This window comes from Deinococcus phoenicis, from assembly GCF_000599865.1.
In the GTDB taxonomy this organism is placed as follows: Bacteria; Deinococcota; Deinococci; order Deinococcales; family Deinococcaceae; genus Deinococcus; species Deinococcus phoenicis.
Genome location: NZ_JHAC01000008.1, coordinates 64499 through 77152 on the forward strand (window position 1 = coordinate 64499; position 12654 = coordinate 77152).

14 protein-coding genes are annotated in these 12654 nt (G+C 69.4%); 6 read left to right on the forward strand and 8 right to left on the reverse strand.

Annotated elements, in window-relative coordinates; genetic code table 11:
• Positions 1-17: 17 nt before the first annotated feature.
• Positions 18-476, reverse strand: a complete 459-nt coding sequence (locus DEIPH_RS02505; protein ID WP_034353531.1) for a YbaY family lipoprotein — start codon at positions 474-476, stop codon at positions 18-20.
• 119 nt (positions 477-595) lie between these two features.
• Between DEIPH_RS02505 and DEIPH_RS02510 the strand changes: the two genes are divergently transcribed.
• Entirely contained in the window at positions 596-1279 is a 684-nt protein-coding gene (locus tag DEIPH_RS02510) for a DNA-3-methyladenine glycosylase family protein (RefSeq protein ID WP_034353304.1), read from the forward strand.
• A gap of 11 nt (positions 1280-1290) precedes the next feature.
• On the opposite strand, the gene DEIPH_RS02515 is transcribed toward DEIPH_RS02510, so the two are convergent.
• A complete protein-coding gene (locus DEIPH_RS02515) occupies positions 1291-1980 on the reverse strand; it encodes a Crp/Fnr family transcriptional regulator (protein ID WP_034353533.1) in 690 nt (229 codons plus the stop codon).
• A gap of 192 nt (positions 1981-2172) precedes the next feature.
• Here DEIPH_RS02515 and DEIPH_RS02520 point away from each other — a divergent pair, with 192 nt between their 5' ends.
• Positions 2173-4011, forward strand: coding sequence for an acyl-CoA dehydrogenase C-terminal domain-containing protein (locus DEIPH_RS02520; protein ID WP_034353306.1), 1839 nt, complete (start codon positions 2173-2175; stop codon positions 4009-4011).
• A gap of 63 nt (positions 4012-4074) precedes the next feature.
• On the opposite strand, the gene DEIPH_RS02525 is transcribed toward DEIPH_RS02520, so the two are convergent.
• Entirely contained in the window at positions 4075-4758 is a 684-nt protein-coding gene (locus tag DEIPH_RS02525; protein ID WP_034353309.1) for a winged helix-turn-helix domain-containing protein, read from the reverse strand.
• A 226-nt stretch (positions 4759-4984) separates the two neighbouring features.
• Between DEIPH_RS02525 and DEIPH_RS02530 the strand changes: the two genes are divergently transcribed.
• On the forward strand, positions 4985-5662 hold the full coding sequence (locus DEIPH_RS02530; RefSeq protein ID WP_034353312.1) for an SDR family oxidoreductase: 678 nt from the start codon (positions 4985-4987) through the stop codon (positions 5660-5662).
• Positions 5663-5881: 219 nt separating this feature from the next.
• Positions 5882-6847 carry a ferritin-like domain-containing protein gene (locus DEIPH_RS02535; RefSeq protein WP_034353315.1) on the forward strand — a complete coding sequence of 322 codons (966 nt, stop codon included), beginning with the start codon at positions 5882-5884 and terminating at the stop codon, positions 6845-6847.
• Positions 6848-6896: 49 nt separating this feature from the next.
• On the opposite strand, the gene DEIPH_RS02540 is transcribed toward DEIPH_RS02535, so the two are convergent.
• Entirely contained in the window at positions 6897-7565 is a 669-nt protein-coding gene (locus DEIPH_RS02540; protein WP_034353317.1) for an HAD family hydrolase, read from the reverse strand.
• Positions 7566-7657: 92 nt separating this feature from the next.
• Between DEIPH_RS02540 and DEIPH_RS02545 the strand changes: the two genes are divergently transcribed.
• The gene (locus DEIPH_RS02545) at positions 7658-8269 is read left to right on the forward strand and encodes a DedA family protein (RefSeq protein ID WP_034353320.1); all 612 of its coding nucleotides are present in this window, start codon (positions 7658-7660) and stop codon (positions 8267-8269) included.
• Between the two features lie 88 nt (positions 8270-8357).
• On the opposite strand, the gene DEIPH_RS02550 is transcribed toward DEIPH_RS02545, so the two are convergent.
• The 3 genes from DEIPH_RS02550 to hemC are packed head-to-tail and all read right to left on the reverse strand — an operon-like array spanning position 8358 to position 10451.
• Positions 8358-9323: an asparaginase gene (locus tag DEIPH_RS02550; RefSeq protein ID WP_034353323.1), complete on the reverse strand. Its 966-nt coding sequence runs from the start codon at positions 9321-9323 to the stop codon at positions 8358-8360.
• 13 nt (positions 9324-9336) lie between these two features.
• Positions 9337-9525 (reverse strand): hypothetical protein, encoded by a 189-nt coding sequence (locus DEIPH_RS02555; protein ID WP_034353326.1) that lies wholly within the window; start codon positions 9523-9525, stop codon positions 9337-9339.
• Positions 9522-10451 carry a hydroxymethylbilane synthase gene (gene hemC, locus DEIPH_RS02560; protein ID WP_034353329.1) on the reverse strand — a complete coding sequence of 310 codons (930 nt, stop codon included), beginning with the start codon at positions 10449-10451 and terminating at the stop codon, positions 9522-9524. Before hemC ends, DEIPH_RS02555 begins: the two co-directional genes overlap by 4 nt.
• Before the next feature lie 120 nt (positions 10452-10571).
• Here hemC and DEIPH_RS02565 point away from each other — a divergent pair, with 120 nt between their 5' ends.
• Positions 10572-11873, forward strand: coding sequence for a hemolysin family protein (locus tag DEIPH_RS02565; protein ID WP_034353333.1), 1302 nt, complete (start codon positions 10572-10574; stop codon positions 11871-11873).
• Positions 11874-12059: 186 nt separating this feature from the next.
• On the opposite strand, the gene DEIPH_RS02570 is transcribed toward DEIPH_RS02565, so the two are convergent.
• Positions 12060-12620, reverse strand: coding sequence for a DinB family protein (locus DEIPH_RS02570; protein ID WP_034353337.1), 561 nt, complete (start codon positions 12618-12620; stop codon positions 12060-12062).
• Positions 12621-12654 lie beyond the last annotated feature (34 nt).

Below are 12654 nucleotides of genomic sequence, written 5' to 3' on the forward strand. Positions count from 1 at the left end.
CACTCAGGCGACCAGGCTCAGCGGGCGGGCGTCACGCGCAGGTCCAGCATGGCGCTGCGGGTGCGGGGAAGTTCCTGGGCCTTGTTGCTGCTGTACAGCACGCGGCCATTGGGGCCGTTCACGCGGACGGTCACGGCATAGACGCGGCGGGGGTTCATGCGCGCCGGGTTGTACTGGAACTGGTAGGGGGTGGACAGGCGGGTGGCGGGAAAATCGACCTTCAGCAGGGTCTTGCCCGACCCGTTCAGGCGGGTCACGTCCTCCAGGCTGATCGTGACGGTGCTGCCCGACGGCAAGCGCACATTGTTGGGCGCCTGCACCCGGCCACTCACGACGCGCCAGCCCGCCGGCACGTCGGTCATGTTCGGCGTGGTGGTCTGCGTGGACGAGACGGTGGTGCGGGTAATGGTGATGCCCTGGGCGGAGACGGGGGCGGCGAACAGGGCGGCCAGCAGCAGAGCGGAAAGTCGTTTCATGCTGTCCACGCTAGGCCGACCCTCCGTCAGGTACGAGGGAAATCGGCGTATCTTTCCTTCACGTTCCCCGGCACACGGCTCATGAATCCGGGGCGGCCCCTGCGCTCCAATAGCCTCCCATGACCACCGATGCGCCCGGGCAGCCCGCCGTCTCCCCTCCCCTGACCGACCATGCGGCGGCACTGGCGTGGCTGTCGCGTGACCCGGATCTGGCCGGGGTGCTGGCCCGCCTCCCGCCCCTCCCGGTGCTGACCCCCACCGCGGACCCCTTCGGCACCCTGGTGCGGAGCGTGGTGGGGCAGCAGCTTTCCACCCGGGCGGCGGCCAGCATTCACGCGCGGGTGGCGGAGGCGCTGGGCGGCGTCTCCCCGGACACCCTGCTGCGGGCCGGGCCGGACCAGCTCCGGGCGCTGGGCCTCTCCTGGGCCAAGGTCCGCACCGTGCGGGCACTCGCGGACGCGGCCCTGACGGGTCAGGTGGACTTCGCGCAGCTGGCGACGTTGCCGGACGAGGCGGTGATCGCTGCCCTGACGCCGCTGCCGGGCATCGGACGCTGGACGGTGGAGATGTTCCTGATGTTCGGTCTGGCGCGGCCCGACGTGTTCAGCTTCGGGGACCTGGTGCTGCGTCAGGGCCTGGCACGCCTTTCTCCCGAGCTTCCGCCCGGCGCGGCGCAGCAGGAACGGGTGGAAGCGTGGTCGCCCTACCGCACGCTTGCGGCCCGTGTCCTGTGGGCGGAGGCGGCGCGGCTGCGGCTGGCCGCGAAAGGCGCGGGCGCTCCCCTACCCACCGACCCGCTCTGACCCAGCCCGCGTTATTCCTCCAGGTAGCGTTTCAGCACGTCCAGACGCACCACCAGCGGCGTACGCGCGCGGGTGATCGCCCCCTCCTGCTTGAGCTTGCCCAGAGAATGGCTGACGGTTTCGCGGGTGGCCCCCACCATCCGCGCGATGTCTTCCTGGTTGAGCTTGAGGGCCAGCTCCACACCCTGGGCATGGGGCCGGCCGAACTCGCGCGCCAGGCGGTACAGCAGGCTGGCGACGCGCTCGGGGGCGCTGTAGGCGCTGACGGTGGCGGTCCAGGCCTGGGCCTCGAAGAGCCGGGCGGCCATCAGGCGGATCAGCTTCATGGCGAGGTCGGGTTTGGTCGCCAGCAGTTTTTGCAGTTCGGCGCGGGGCAGGACGATCAGGATGGTGCGTTCCAGGGCCTCGGCCTGGGTGGGGCGGCGTTCTTCGGGTTGCAGCAGCAGTTCCCCGAAGGTATCGTGCTGGCCGATCACGCCCAGAATCGCCTCCTTGCCGTTGGGAAAGAGCTTGCTGATCTTGACCAGGCCGCTGCGGACGAAGTACAGGGCGTCCGCCGGGTCGTCCATGCGGTAGATCACCTCGCCCGGCCCGTAGGAGCGGTAGGGCGTGGTGGCGGCTACCCGCTCCAGTTCGGCCAGCTCAAGGTCCGCGAACAGCTCGGTACGCTTGAGGTGCCAGACCAGGCTTGGATAGTTCATGATCCTGATCAGAATAGCCGAAAAGGTCACGTCCCACCCGGCTCTGCCGCCCCGCGCTAAAGAGACGGTGATGAGGCACACGTGACTTTTGCCCCCAAAAGTTTTAGACTCGGTACAATCAACTGTGCCGGATGCCGTCCTCAGAGCGCATGACGCGGGGGAGCGGCCTCCCGCGAGGAGGAGACGAGACCCATGCCCCAGTACAAAGCCCCCCTGCGCGACATCAAGTTTCTGATGCACGACCTGCTCGACGCCCCTGCCCAGCTCGGCAACCTGCCCTTCTATGCGCAGAACGAGACCGCCGACGCCGACCTGATGACCCAGGTGCTGGAGGAAGCGGCCCGCTTCGTGGAGGGCGAGCTGGTGCCGCTCAACGCCGTCGGCGACCAGGAAGGCTGCACCCGCCATGAGGACGGCAGCGTGACCACGCCCACGGGCTTCAAGGCCGCCTACAAGAAGTACCGCGAGGCAGGCTGGACCGCCCTCGACGCCGACCCCGCCTACGGCGGCCAGGGCATGCCCCACCTCGTCAGCAACGTGCTGGTCGAGATGATGACTTCTGCCAACGTGGCGTGGTCGATGTACCCCGGACTCTCGCACGGCGCGTACTCGGCGCTGCACGCGGTCGGCAGCGAGGCCCTGAAGAACACCTACCTCCCCAAGATCGTCAGCGGCGAGTGGACCGGGACCATGTGCCTCACCGAGCCGCACGCGGGCACCGACCTGGGCATCATCCGCACGAAGGCAACCGACAACGGCGACGGCAGCTACAGCATCACCGGCACCAAGATCTTCATCAGCGCGGGCGAGCACGACCTGGCGGACAACATCGTCCACCTGGTGCTGGCGCGGCTGGAGGGCAGCCCGATGGGCACCAAGGGGATCAGCCTCTTCCTCGTGCCCAAGGTCCTGGTGAACGAGGACGGCTCGCTCGGTGAGCGCAACGGCGTGGTGTGCGGCTCGCTGGAGCACAAGATGGGCATTCACGGCAACGCGACCGCCGTGCTGAACTTCGACGGCGCGAAGGGCTACCTCGTCGGCGAGATCAACAAGGGCATGAACCACATGTTCATCATGATGAACGCCGCCCGCCTGGGCACCGGCCTCCAGGGCCTCGGGCTGGGGGAAGTGGCCTACCAGAACGCGCTGGCCTACGCTAAGGACCGCCTCCAGATGCGCCACGAGCCGCGCGTGGACGCCTCGCAGGCCGCCGACCCGATCATCGTCTACCCCGACGTGCGCCGCATGCTGCTGACCGGCAAGGCGTACACCGAAGCGGGCCGCGCGCTGGCGATGTGGCTGGCCCTGAGCATCGACATCGAGCATCACCACCCCGATGAGGCCAAGCGCAAGGAGGCCGCCGATCTGGTCGCGCTGCTGACGCCGATTGCCAAGGCCTTCATGACCGACAACGGCTTCAATGTGGCCGTGCAGAGCCAGCAGGTGTTCGGCGGCCACGGCTACATCCGCGAGTGGGGCATGGAGCAGTTCGTGCGCGACGCCCGCATCGGCCAGATTTATGAAGGCACCAACGGCATCCAGGCGCTCGACCTGCTGGGCCGCAAGGTGCTGATGGACGGCGGCAAAAAGCTCCAGAAGCTCGCCGGAATGCTCCAGGAGTTCGTGGAGGAGAACGCGGAGGACGAGAACCTCGCGCCCTACCTCGACCAGCTCGGCAAGGCCGCCAACCAGCTCGGTACCCTCACGATGGTGATCGGGCAGAAGGCCATGCAGGGGCCGGAAGGGGCCGACGAGGTGAACGCCGCCGCCGTGGACTACCTGCGGTACTTCGGCCACGTCGTGTACGGCTACCTGTGGGCGCGCATGGCGAAGATCGCGCAGGAGAAGATCGGCGCCGGGCAGGACAAAGACGGCTTCTACCTCGCCAAGGTGCAGACCGCGAAGTTCTACTTCACCAAGCTGTTCCCCGAAACCAAGATGCTCGCCACGACCATCAAGGCCGGAAACGAGCCGCTGGCGGTGGACGACCGCGCCGTGTTCGGGCTGGAGCAGCCGCTGGTCGGCGCGTAAAACCCCGCAGCCCCAAGGAAAGCCCCCGCCCGATGTCTGGGTGGGGGGTTCTCGTTGCTCGCCTCAGGCCGGAGGGGCACCCAGGAAGGAATTGGTATTCCGCGCGATGCCCTGGAAACTCCCGGCGTCGGCCCCCGGCACACCCTGGAAGGCCAGCAGCGCGACCGTGCAGGGCTGGCCCCCCTCGCGGACGCCCTCGGCGAAGGCCTCGTCCAGCAGGGCGCTGATCGCGTGGGCGAGCTGCTGATAGCGTTCCGGTGTCAGCCTGAGCGTGAGCCGGTCGAGGTGGGTGGGGAAGGCTTCGGCGGCGGGCATGGCCGGCAGGGGCTGGGGCCGGGCGGGGCGCTCGCGGTCGCCGAAGCCGTATACGTCCACCTCGCCCTCGTGCATCAGGTCCCAGGAACGTTCGTAGGCCTGCAGGAAGGCTTCCGACAGGTCGCGCAGGTCCGCCGTGCCGTTGCCCTCACTGTCCCCCGGCGGCAGCAGCTCCGAGGGAACGTGGAACTCACGGGCGGCGAGCTGGTAGAACACCTTCCCGCCCTCCCGCCCCGCCTCGACGAGCAGGCCCAGGTCCGCCAGCTTGCGGGCGTGGTGGTGGGCCAGGTTGGCGGCCATGCCCAGCCGCACCGCGACCTCACTGGGCGAGCGCGGCGCGAGAAACTGGGTCAGAAAGGGATGGTTCTGCCGCAGCGCACGCGCCACCGCCGGGTCGGTCACACGCTGCATCTCCTGCTGGGTCTGGGTCATGCCCTCAGCGTGGCAGACCGCGTTTCAGTGGGCGAGAGGCGGGACTGAAAGGGCGAACCTGGGCGGGCGGCTCTCTGTCTACCTCCGGTTCCCGGGTTGGGGATGACGCAGACAGCCGGGCGGCGAGCCACAGCCCGGCAAAGAACTGGGCCGGCGTCCCCATCCTCGCCCCTCACCGTGAGGCCCTTAAGGAAGCCTGAACGCGCCGGGCCGTTAGGCTATGGGTATGGCGAACCTCAGCTCCTCGACAATCATGCTCACGGGGGCGGGCGGCGCGCTGGCGACCGCTGTTGCCCAGGAACTGGAGGACGCGGGCGCGCAGCTCGTGCTGGTGGGGCGCGGCGAGGCCCTGGCCCGCGCCGCCGACCGCATCCCCGCCACCGAGGTCCTGGACCTGGACCTGACCGACCCCGCCAGTGTGGACGCGCTGCGGAAGGTGAAGGTGGACGCGCTGGTGCATACCGTGGGGGCCTACGCGGCGCAGGACGTGCAGAAAGCCACCGACGAGGACCTGCGCACCATGTTCGACGCGAACATGCTGACCCTCTTTCACGCCGTGCAGGGCGTCTTGCCCCACATGCTGCGGCAGAAAGACGGGATGATTATGGGCGTCAGCGCCGGGCAGGCCGCCCGCCTGAGTGGCCCGAAAGCGGCGCTGTACACGGCCAGCAAGGCCGCCGTCGCCGCCTACGTCCTGAGCCTGCACGACGAACTCAAGGCCCGGGGCGTGCGCGGCTGCGTGCTGTATCCCATGGGCGCGATCGACACCCCCAAAAACCGCGACGCGGGCCTGAGCTGGGATCACCTGATCGACCCGCGCGGCTTGGCCAAGAGTGTCGCCCACGCCCTGACCCGCCCCGACCGGGCACACGTGACAGAGCTGAAGGTCTACCCCGACGCCTGAACCGGCGGCCCCGGTTCGCCGGCAGACGTTCATCTGAAGTTAAGATTCCTCTCTTTTGGGGGCCACCGGTGATCCGATCCGGGGGAAGCCGCATAGAGACAGGATGAAGCGGCGCAAGGGTGGCCCAGGTGGCCCCCGCGTGACGGGTTCGCCTTGTGACGGACCTGTGGTCTTCGTCGTCCGTCCCGTTTCTTCCTTCTCGTTTCCGGAGGTTTCCACATGAGCAACGACACGCAGGGTATGAGCAGCCGCCGCAAGTTCCTGGGTATGGCCGGCATGATGGGCGCGGGCGCCGTGCTGTCGGGCTGCACCAGCGTCATCGCCACGCAGCCCAGCCAGGACAACGGCCTGGACGCCGCCATCTTCAACTTCGCCCTGAACCTGGAGTACCTGGAAGCCGCCTTCTACCTGGCCGCCGTGGGCCGCCTGGGCGAACTGACGGCGGCGGGTGGCGACGCGGGCAAGGTCACCCTCCCCGCCGGGTACGACGGCAGGACCATGACCGTCCCCGGCCTGACCGGCGATATGCTGGCAATGGCCCACGAGATCGCCGACGACGAGATCGCGCACGTCAAGGTGATCCGCAGCGTGCTGAAGGGTGCCGCTGTGGCCCAGCCACAGCTTGACCTGAGTGGCTCCTTTGTCGCGGCGGGCAAGGCGGCCTCGAATGGAGCCATCGCCAACTTCAACCCCTACGCCAACGAGCTGTTCTTCCTGCACGGCGCCTTCGTCTTCGAGGACGTGGGTGTCACCGCCTACAAGGGCGCGGCGCGGTTCCTGGACGACCAGAAGGCGGGCGGCAACCTGGAGAACGCGGCGGGCATCCTGGCCGTCGAGGCGTACCACGCCGGCTCGATCCGCACCCAGCTCTACCGCCGCCGTGGCGAGCAGGCTGCGGCTGGCCTGACGGTGGAAGCCGTCGTGCAGGCCATCAGCAACCTGCGCGACGGGGCGGACGGCGACACCGATCTGGATCAGGGCATCACCGCCACCGGCAACGCCAATCCCGGCGTGATGGCCCGCAGCGCCAATATCGTCCCCACGGACGTCAACGGCATCGCCTTCAGCCGCACGCCGCGTCAGGTGGCGAACATCGTCTTCCTCGCGGCGGGCGCGAGCAAGGGTGGGTTCTTCCCCAACGGCCTGACCGACGACGGCAACCTGGGCAAGCTGCTCGCCCTCTAACCCACTTCGGAACTGCGCGCCGGGCAGCGATGCTCCGGCGCGCGGTCTTTTACCCCTCCCCTGCCACCCGCAGCAGCCCGGCCAGGCCGCTCGCATAGCCGTCCTCCAGACGCGGCCAGGCGGGCGGGAAGGGCTGGGTTCGGGTCACGGCGTTCGGCACGACGACCACCCGCAGCCCGGCGGCGACGGCGGCGGTGGCCCCATTCAGGCTGTCCTCAACGGCCAGGCATTCTTCCGGGCGCAGGCCCAGGCGCCCGGCGGCCAGCGCGTAGAGTTCGGGGTCCGGCTTGACGCGGCGCACGTCGTCCCGGGTCGCCAGCACCTCGAACAGGTCCAGCAGGTCGTGTTGGGCCATCCAGCGCGTGACCCAGGCGCGGTCGCTGCTGGTCGCCAGGGCCAGCCGCAGGCCAGCCGCCCGCACGCCTTCCAGCACCGCGCGCACCCCGGGCCGCAGGTCCTGTTCGGCGATGTCGCTGACGATGCGCCCGTGCAGCTCCGCATGTACCCGCTCGCGGTCGGCCTGCACGTGGTCCGGCAGCCCGGCCCAGGGGTCGAAGGCGTCCCAAGTGCCGACGCCGCGCTGCCAGTCCGCGAGGGCGAGTTCGCGCCCGTGCGTGCGGTAGAGGGCCTGCCAGTGATGAAACTCGCGCGTCTCGGTGTCGAGGATGGTGCCGTCGAAGTCGAAGATCAGGGCGCGCAGGGGAAGGGGAGCCGTCATGGGGGCAGTGTAGGGTGCGGGCCGCGCCCTTCAACTTGCGCTTCAACTTTCGGGGGACGCCTCGCCCCCGCTCTGACCGTTAGGCTGAAGCAATGGCCGACTGGGTACAGACTCTGATGGACAGCCTGGGCTACCTCGGCATCCTGCTCCTGATGATCGTGGAAAACCTCTTCCCGCCGATTCCCAGCGAGCTGATCATGCCGTCGGCGGGCTTCGCGGCGTCGCGCGGGGACATGAACCTGCTGGCGGTGATCGCCGTGGGCACGCTGGGCAGCGTCCTGGGCACCCTGCCGCTGTACTACGTGGGGCGGGCTTTCGGGGAGGAGCGGCTGGTGGGGTGGGCCGACCGCTACGGCCGCTGGCTCACGCTGAGTGGCCGGGACATCCGCCGGGCCGACGACTGGTTCGACCGGCACGGCAGCGCGGCGGTGCTGTTCGGCCGCCTGGTGCCCGGCATCCGCAGCCTGCTGAGCCTCCCGGCGGGCATGAGCGAGATGCCGCTCCCAAAGTTCCTGCTCTACAGCGCTGTCGGCTCGGGCCTGTGGGCCAGCGCCCTGGCCGGGGCGGGGTACCTGCTGGGTGAGCATTACGACCGGGTCGAGCAGTACATCGGCCCCGCGTCCAAGGTCATCCTGGCGGTGGTCGTCGTGGCGGCGGTCGTGTGGTTCCTCAAGCGCAAACGCGAGCAGAACGCGCGGGCCTGAGCGGCGGGCACGGCGGGGAACAGCCGGAAAAGGGGGCAACCCAGCGGTCTCCCCTTTCCCGTGGGGCCTGTGGCGCGGCCTGCCCCCGCTAGAATGCCCCCTCCTCGAACACGCGGCGAATCTCGGTCAGACCCCGCCCCAGACTGAGCAGCACCAGCAGCAGCAAGCGGGCCTTGTGCGCGTTCAGGAAGCTGGCGGGAATGGCCCCGGCCTCGACCAGCGTCGCGCCGCCGCCCGCGTAGCCGTAGACCGGAATGACGGGACCGGCGTGGGTGCGGGTGGCGATCACGACCGGTTTTCCGGCGGCGGCGGTGCGGGCGATCAGGGGCAGCAGTTCGGCGGGCAGGTTCCCGGTGCCCAGCGCCGCGATCACCAAACCGTCCGAGCGGGCGTCGGCCTCGGCGTAGCCCTCGCCCTGCCAGCCCGCGTAGGCATACAGAATCTCGACGTGGGCGCTGAGGGCGGGCGGAGCGTAGACGGGCCGCGCCTCTGGCATCGCGAAATAGCGCAGGTGGGCCAGGTCGCCGGTCCGGTCGATCCGCCCGATAGGCCCCGGATAGCCCCCGAAGGCGTCCACCGCCGTCGTGTGGACCTTGGTCACGGTGCGCGCGTCGAAGATGTCGCCGCCGAACACCGCGAGCGGCCCGCGCCCCTCCGACTGCCGGTGCAAGGCCACCTGCGCCGCGTCCAGCAGGTTGCCGGGGCCGTCCCAGGAGGCTTCCTCGGCGTGACGCATGCTGCCGGTCAGCACGACGGGCGTGCGCGTGGCGAGGACGAGGTGCAGCAGAAAGGCCGTCTCCTCCAGCGTGTCGGTGCCGTGCGTGACCACGACGCCGTCATGCCCGGGGGCCAGTTCCCCGATCAGGTGGGCCAGCGCCAGCATGTGCGCGGGCGTGACGTGCGGGCTGGGCAGGCTGAAGGGCTGGTGATCCGTGATGGTCACGTCCAGCAGGCCCGGCACGCTGGGGGCCGACTGCGGCGTGACGCCCGGCCCGTGCGGATTCGGGCGGCTGGCGATGGTGCCGCCCGTATGAATCACCGCGAGACGCTGCATGGGCACCCCACCGTCAGCGGCGGCGCCGCAGGGCCGCCCACACCAGCGCCAGGACGAAGACCAGCACGGTCAGCGGCAGTTCCGCGACCAGCGCGTCCGCGAGGGGCAGCCCCGCCCGCGTGCGCTGTACGGTCCCGATCCCCATCCACAGCAGCGCCGCCAGAATCGCCGGGAACAGCGTGGCGGCAGAAAAGGGCTTCACCCGTGGGCCGCGTCGATCAGTTTCTGCGCGCCCTGGCCCAGCATGTCGGCGGCCAGTTCCGCGCCCAGATCGGCGCACTCGGCGGGGTCGCCGGAGGTGGTCGCGCGGATCACCTGAGAACCGTCGAGCGCCCCCACCCAGCCCTCCAGGGTCAGGACGCCGCCCTTCAGCGAGGCGTGGGCGCCGACCGGGGCCATGCAGCCCGCGCCCAGCCCCGCCAGGAACTCGCGCTCGGCGGTGATGCGGTCGTCGGTGCCGTGGTCGTTGATCGCGTAGGCCACCTCGATGTTCAGGTCGTCGTCCGAGCGGGTTTCCAGGGCCAGCGCGCCCTGGCCGGGAGCCGGAAGCAGAATGTCGGGGTCCACGAACTCGTCGATGCGGTGGCGCATCTCGGTGCGGATCAGGCCCGCCGCCGCCAGGATGATCGCGTCATAGTCGGGCGTGCCCAGCGCGGCGAGGCGGGTGTCGATGTTGCCACGCACGTCGATGATGTTCAGGTCAGGGCGGTAGGCGCGCAAGAACGCCTTGCGGCGCACGCTGCTGGTGCCCACCCGCGCGCCCGGCGGCAGGTCCGAGAGGCGCTTCATGCCCTCCTTGCCGATCAACACGTCGCGGGCGTCCACCCGTTTGGGAATCGAGGACACCTCCAGCCCCTCGGGCTGCTCGGTCGGCAGGTCCTTGAGCGAATGAACCGCGATGTCGATCCTCTTTTGCAGGAGGGCGTCCTCGATTTCCTTGACCCAGAAGCCCTTGTCACCCTTCTGGGCCAGCGACTGCAAGGCCGCGCGGTCGCGGTCCCCCTTCGTGCTGATCGTCTGGATGCGGAAGTCCGTGTCCGGCCATTCCTCCTTCAGGCGGGCCACGACCCACCGGGTCTGCGCGAGCGCGAGCGCCGAGCCGCGCGTTCCAACCGTCACCGTACGCATAACCTGGGCAGTATAGACGGTGCCCGGGGGTTGCGGGCCGGGCAGGTCACATACCGGACAGGTCATATAAAGGGAATCTCAGGGCCATCTCCCCCCGCCCCGCCCCCTACACTGCCCCCTGTGGGCAATCCCCTATTGGAATTCGGCATTCTGGTTTTGCTGCTGATCATCAACGGCTTTTTCTCCGGCTCGGAACTGGGGGTGGTCTCGGCCAAGCGGTCGCGGCTGGAGGCGGCGGCGGCGCGGGGGGAGAAGGGCGCGGCGGCGGCGGTGCGGCTGGCCGAGCGGCCCGGCGCGTTCCTGGCGACCGTGCAGATCGGCATCACCTTGATCGGCACCGTCAGCGCCGTCTTCGCGGGCGGCAGCCTGACGCGCTACGCCGAGCCGCTGCTGCGCCCCCTGTTCGGCGCGTCGGCGGGGGCGGCGGCCAGCGTCGCGGTGGTGCTGCTGGTGACGTTCCTCTCGCTGGTGCTGGGCGAACTCGCGCCCAAGGGCATCGCGCTGCGGAACCCGGAGGCGCTCGCCGCGCGCGTCGCGCCCTTCTTCACCGTGCTGTCGAAGGTGGCGCGGCCCATCGTGTGGCTGCTGGACGTGACCTCGCGCGGACTGCTGCGGCTGCTGGGCATGCGCGGTGAGGTGCCGGACATGGTCACCGAGGAGGACGTGAAGGCCCTGGTGCTGCAAGCCGCCGAGAGCGGCAGCCTGGAGGAGGCCGAAACCGAGCGCATCGCCTCCATGCTGCGCTTCAACGACCGCCGGGTGCGCGACCTGATGACGCCCCGCCTGGACGTGGTGACGCTTGACCTGACGGCCCCCACCGGGGTGCTGGTCGAGACGGTGCTGTCGTACGAACACGACCGCTACGCCGTGCGTGACCCGGGCGGCGAGGTGGTCGGGCAGGTCGCGGTGACGGACGTGCTGCGGGCGCTGCACACCGGGCAACCGCTGGCGGACTTCGTGCGGCCCGCCGTCTTCATCCCCGAGGCGGCCTGGGCCGAGGACGCGCTGGCCCGCCTGGAACGCGAAGGCCACCAGCGGCTCGCGCTGGTCGTGGACGAGTACGGCGAGTTCAGCGGCGTGCTGTCCATCAGCGACCTGCTGGTGGAACTGGCGGGCATGGACGTCACGGACGGCGAGGACCAGCTCGTGCGCCGCGACGACGGGTCCTTTCTGGTGGACGGCGGCACGCCCATGCACGAACTGCGCGAGCGGCTGCCCCTGCCCACCCTGCCCCGCGAGGAGTTCAGCACCCTGGCCGGCTACGTGCTCGACGTGCTGGGCGAGTTTCCCCAGATCGGCGCGATTGCCCGTGTGGACGACTGGGAGATCGAGGTGATGGACGTGGACGGCCCGCGCGTGGACCGCCTGCTGATCCGCCCACCCGCAGATATGCTGATTCCCCGGACCGGCGCGGAGGAGTAACTCTTTCGCCTTGCAGCGCCGCTGGCCCGGCCAGGGGACGGACGAAAGGTTCCGTGTTCTTTAGAGCATTTGTCCGAATTACACCGTTGGAGGGAAAGCGCCTCCAACGGTTCCATTCTCCCAAACGCTCTCCCTCTTTCACTCGCTCCGCTCGGTCAAAAAGAAGGTCTCTTTTTGACAAATGCTCTAGAGGTCCTTGTCCGTCCCGGAGTCGTCCGCTACCTCGTCGCCCATGCCGGGCGTGGGCTGGGGCCGGATGAAGCGCAGGTAGTCCAGCCAGGGCGGCGTGTGGCCCAGTTGCCGGATCAAGAGCGCGATCTGCGCGGTGTGGCGGACCTCGTGCGTCATCACGTTCCACAGCAGGTGATCCAGGGTGACGGTGTCGCTGGCCGGGTCGTCCTGCACCAGCTTGACCGGGCGGGAGAGGTCGGGCGCACTGTCCAGGAAGGTCCGGGTTCTGCTCCCGACGTCCTGCCCGTACTGGGTGATCCAGGCCAGGTCGTACTGCTCGGCGCGCGGCTGCACCCAGTCATGCGGGTAGCTGGACGCCACACCGTCACCGAGCGCGATGGTATGCACCCAGTGGTCTTCCACGTCCACGACATGCAGGAGCAGGTCCTTGATGTTGTGGAAGCGGTCCCCGTCGATCATGGGGCGGTCCAGATCGGCGGCGGGAAGCGCCCGCAAAAAGTTCCACAGCTGCTCACGCGCGGCAGAAAGGTAGGCGTAGTACTCGCGGACGTTCATGGGTGCCTCACAGCATACCTGCTCTGCGGCGGCG

Coding starts and splice junctions, on each gene's coding strand:
- DEIPH_RS02505 (WP_034353531.1), bottom strand. CDS start 476: ATGAAACGACTTTCCGCTCTGCTGCTGGCCGCCCTGTTCGCCGCCCCC.
- DEIPH_RS02510 (WP_034353304.1), top strand. CDS start 596: ATGACCACCGATGCGCCCGGGCAGCCCGCCGTCTCCCCTCCCCTGACC.
- DEIPH_RS02515 (WP_034353533.1), bottom strand. CDS start 1,980: ATGAACTATCCAAGCCTGGTCTGGCACCTCAAGCGTACCGAGCTGTTC.
- DEIPH_RS02520 (WP_034353306.1), top strand. CDS start 2,173: ATGCCCCAGTACAAAGCCCCCCTGCGCGACATCAAGTTTCTGATGCAC.
- DEIPH_RS02525 (WP_034353309.1), bottom strand. CDS start 4,758: ATGACCCAGACCCAGCAGGAGATGCAGCGTGTGACCGACCCGGCGGTG.
- DEIPH_RS02530 (WP_034353312.1), top strand. CDS start 4,985: ATGGCGAACCTCAGCTCCTCGACAATCATGCTCACGGGGGCGGGCGGC.
- DEIPH_RS02535 (WP_034353315.1), top strand. CDS start 5,882: ATGAGCAACGACACGCAGGGTATGAGCAGCCGCCGCAAGTTCCTGGGT.
- DEIPH_RS02540 (WP_034353317.1), bottom strand. CDS start 7,565: ATGACGGCTCCCCTTCCCCTGCGCGCCCTGATCTTCGACTTCGACGGC.
- DEIPH_RS02545 (WP_034353320.1), top strand. CDS start 7,658: ATGGCCGACTGGGTACAGACTCTGATGGACAGCCTGGGCTACCTCGGC.
- DEIPH_RS02550 (WP_034353323.1), bottom strand. CDS start 9,323: ATGCAGCGTCTCGCGGTGATTCATACGGGCGGCACCATCGCCAGCCGC.
- hemC (WP_034353329.1), bottom strand. CDS start 10,451: ATGCGTACGGTGACGGTTGGAACGCGCGGCTCGGCGCTCGCGCTCGCG.
- DEIPH_RS02570 (WP_034353337.1), bottom strand. CDS start 12,620: ATGAACGTCCGCGAGTACTACGCCTACCTTTCTGCCGCGCGTGAGCAG.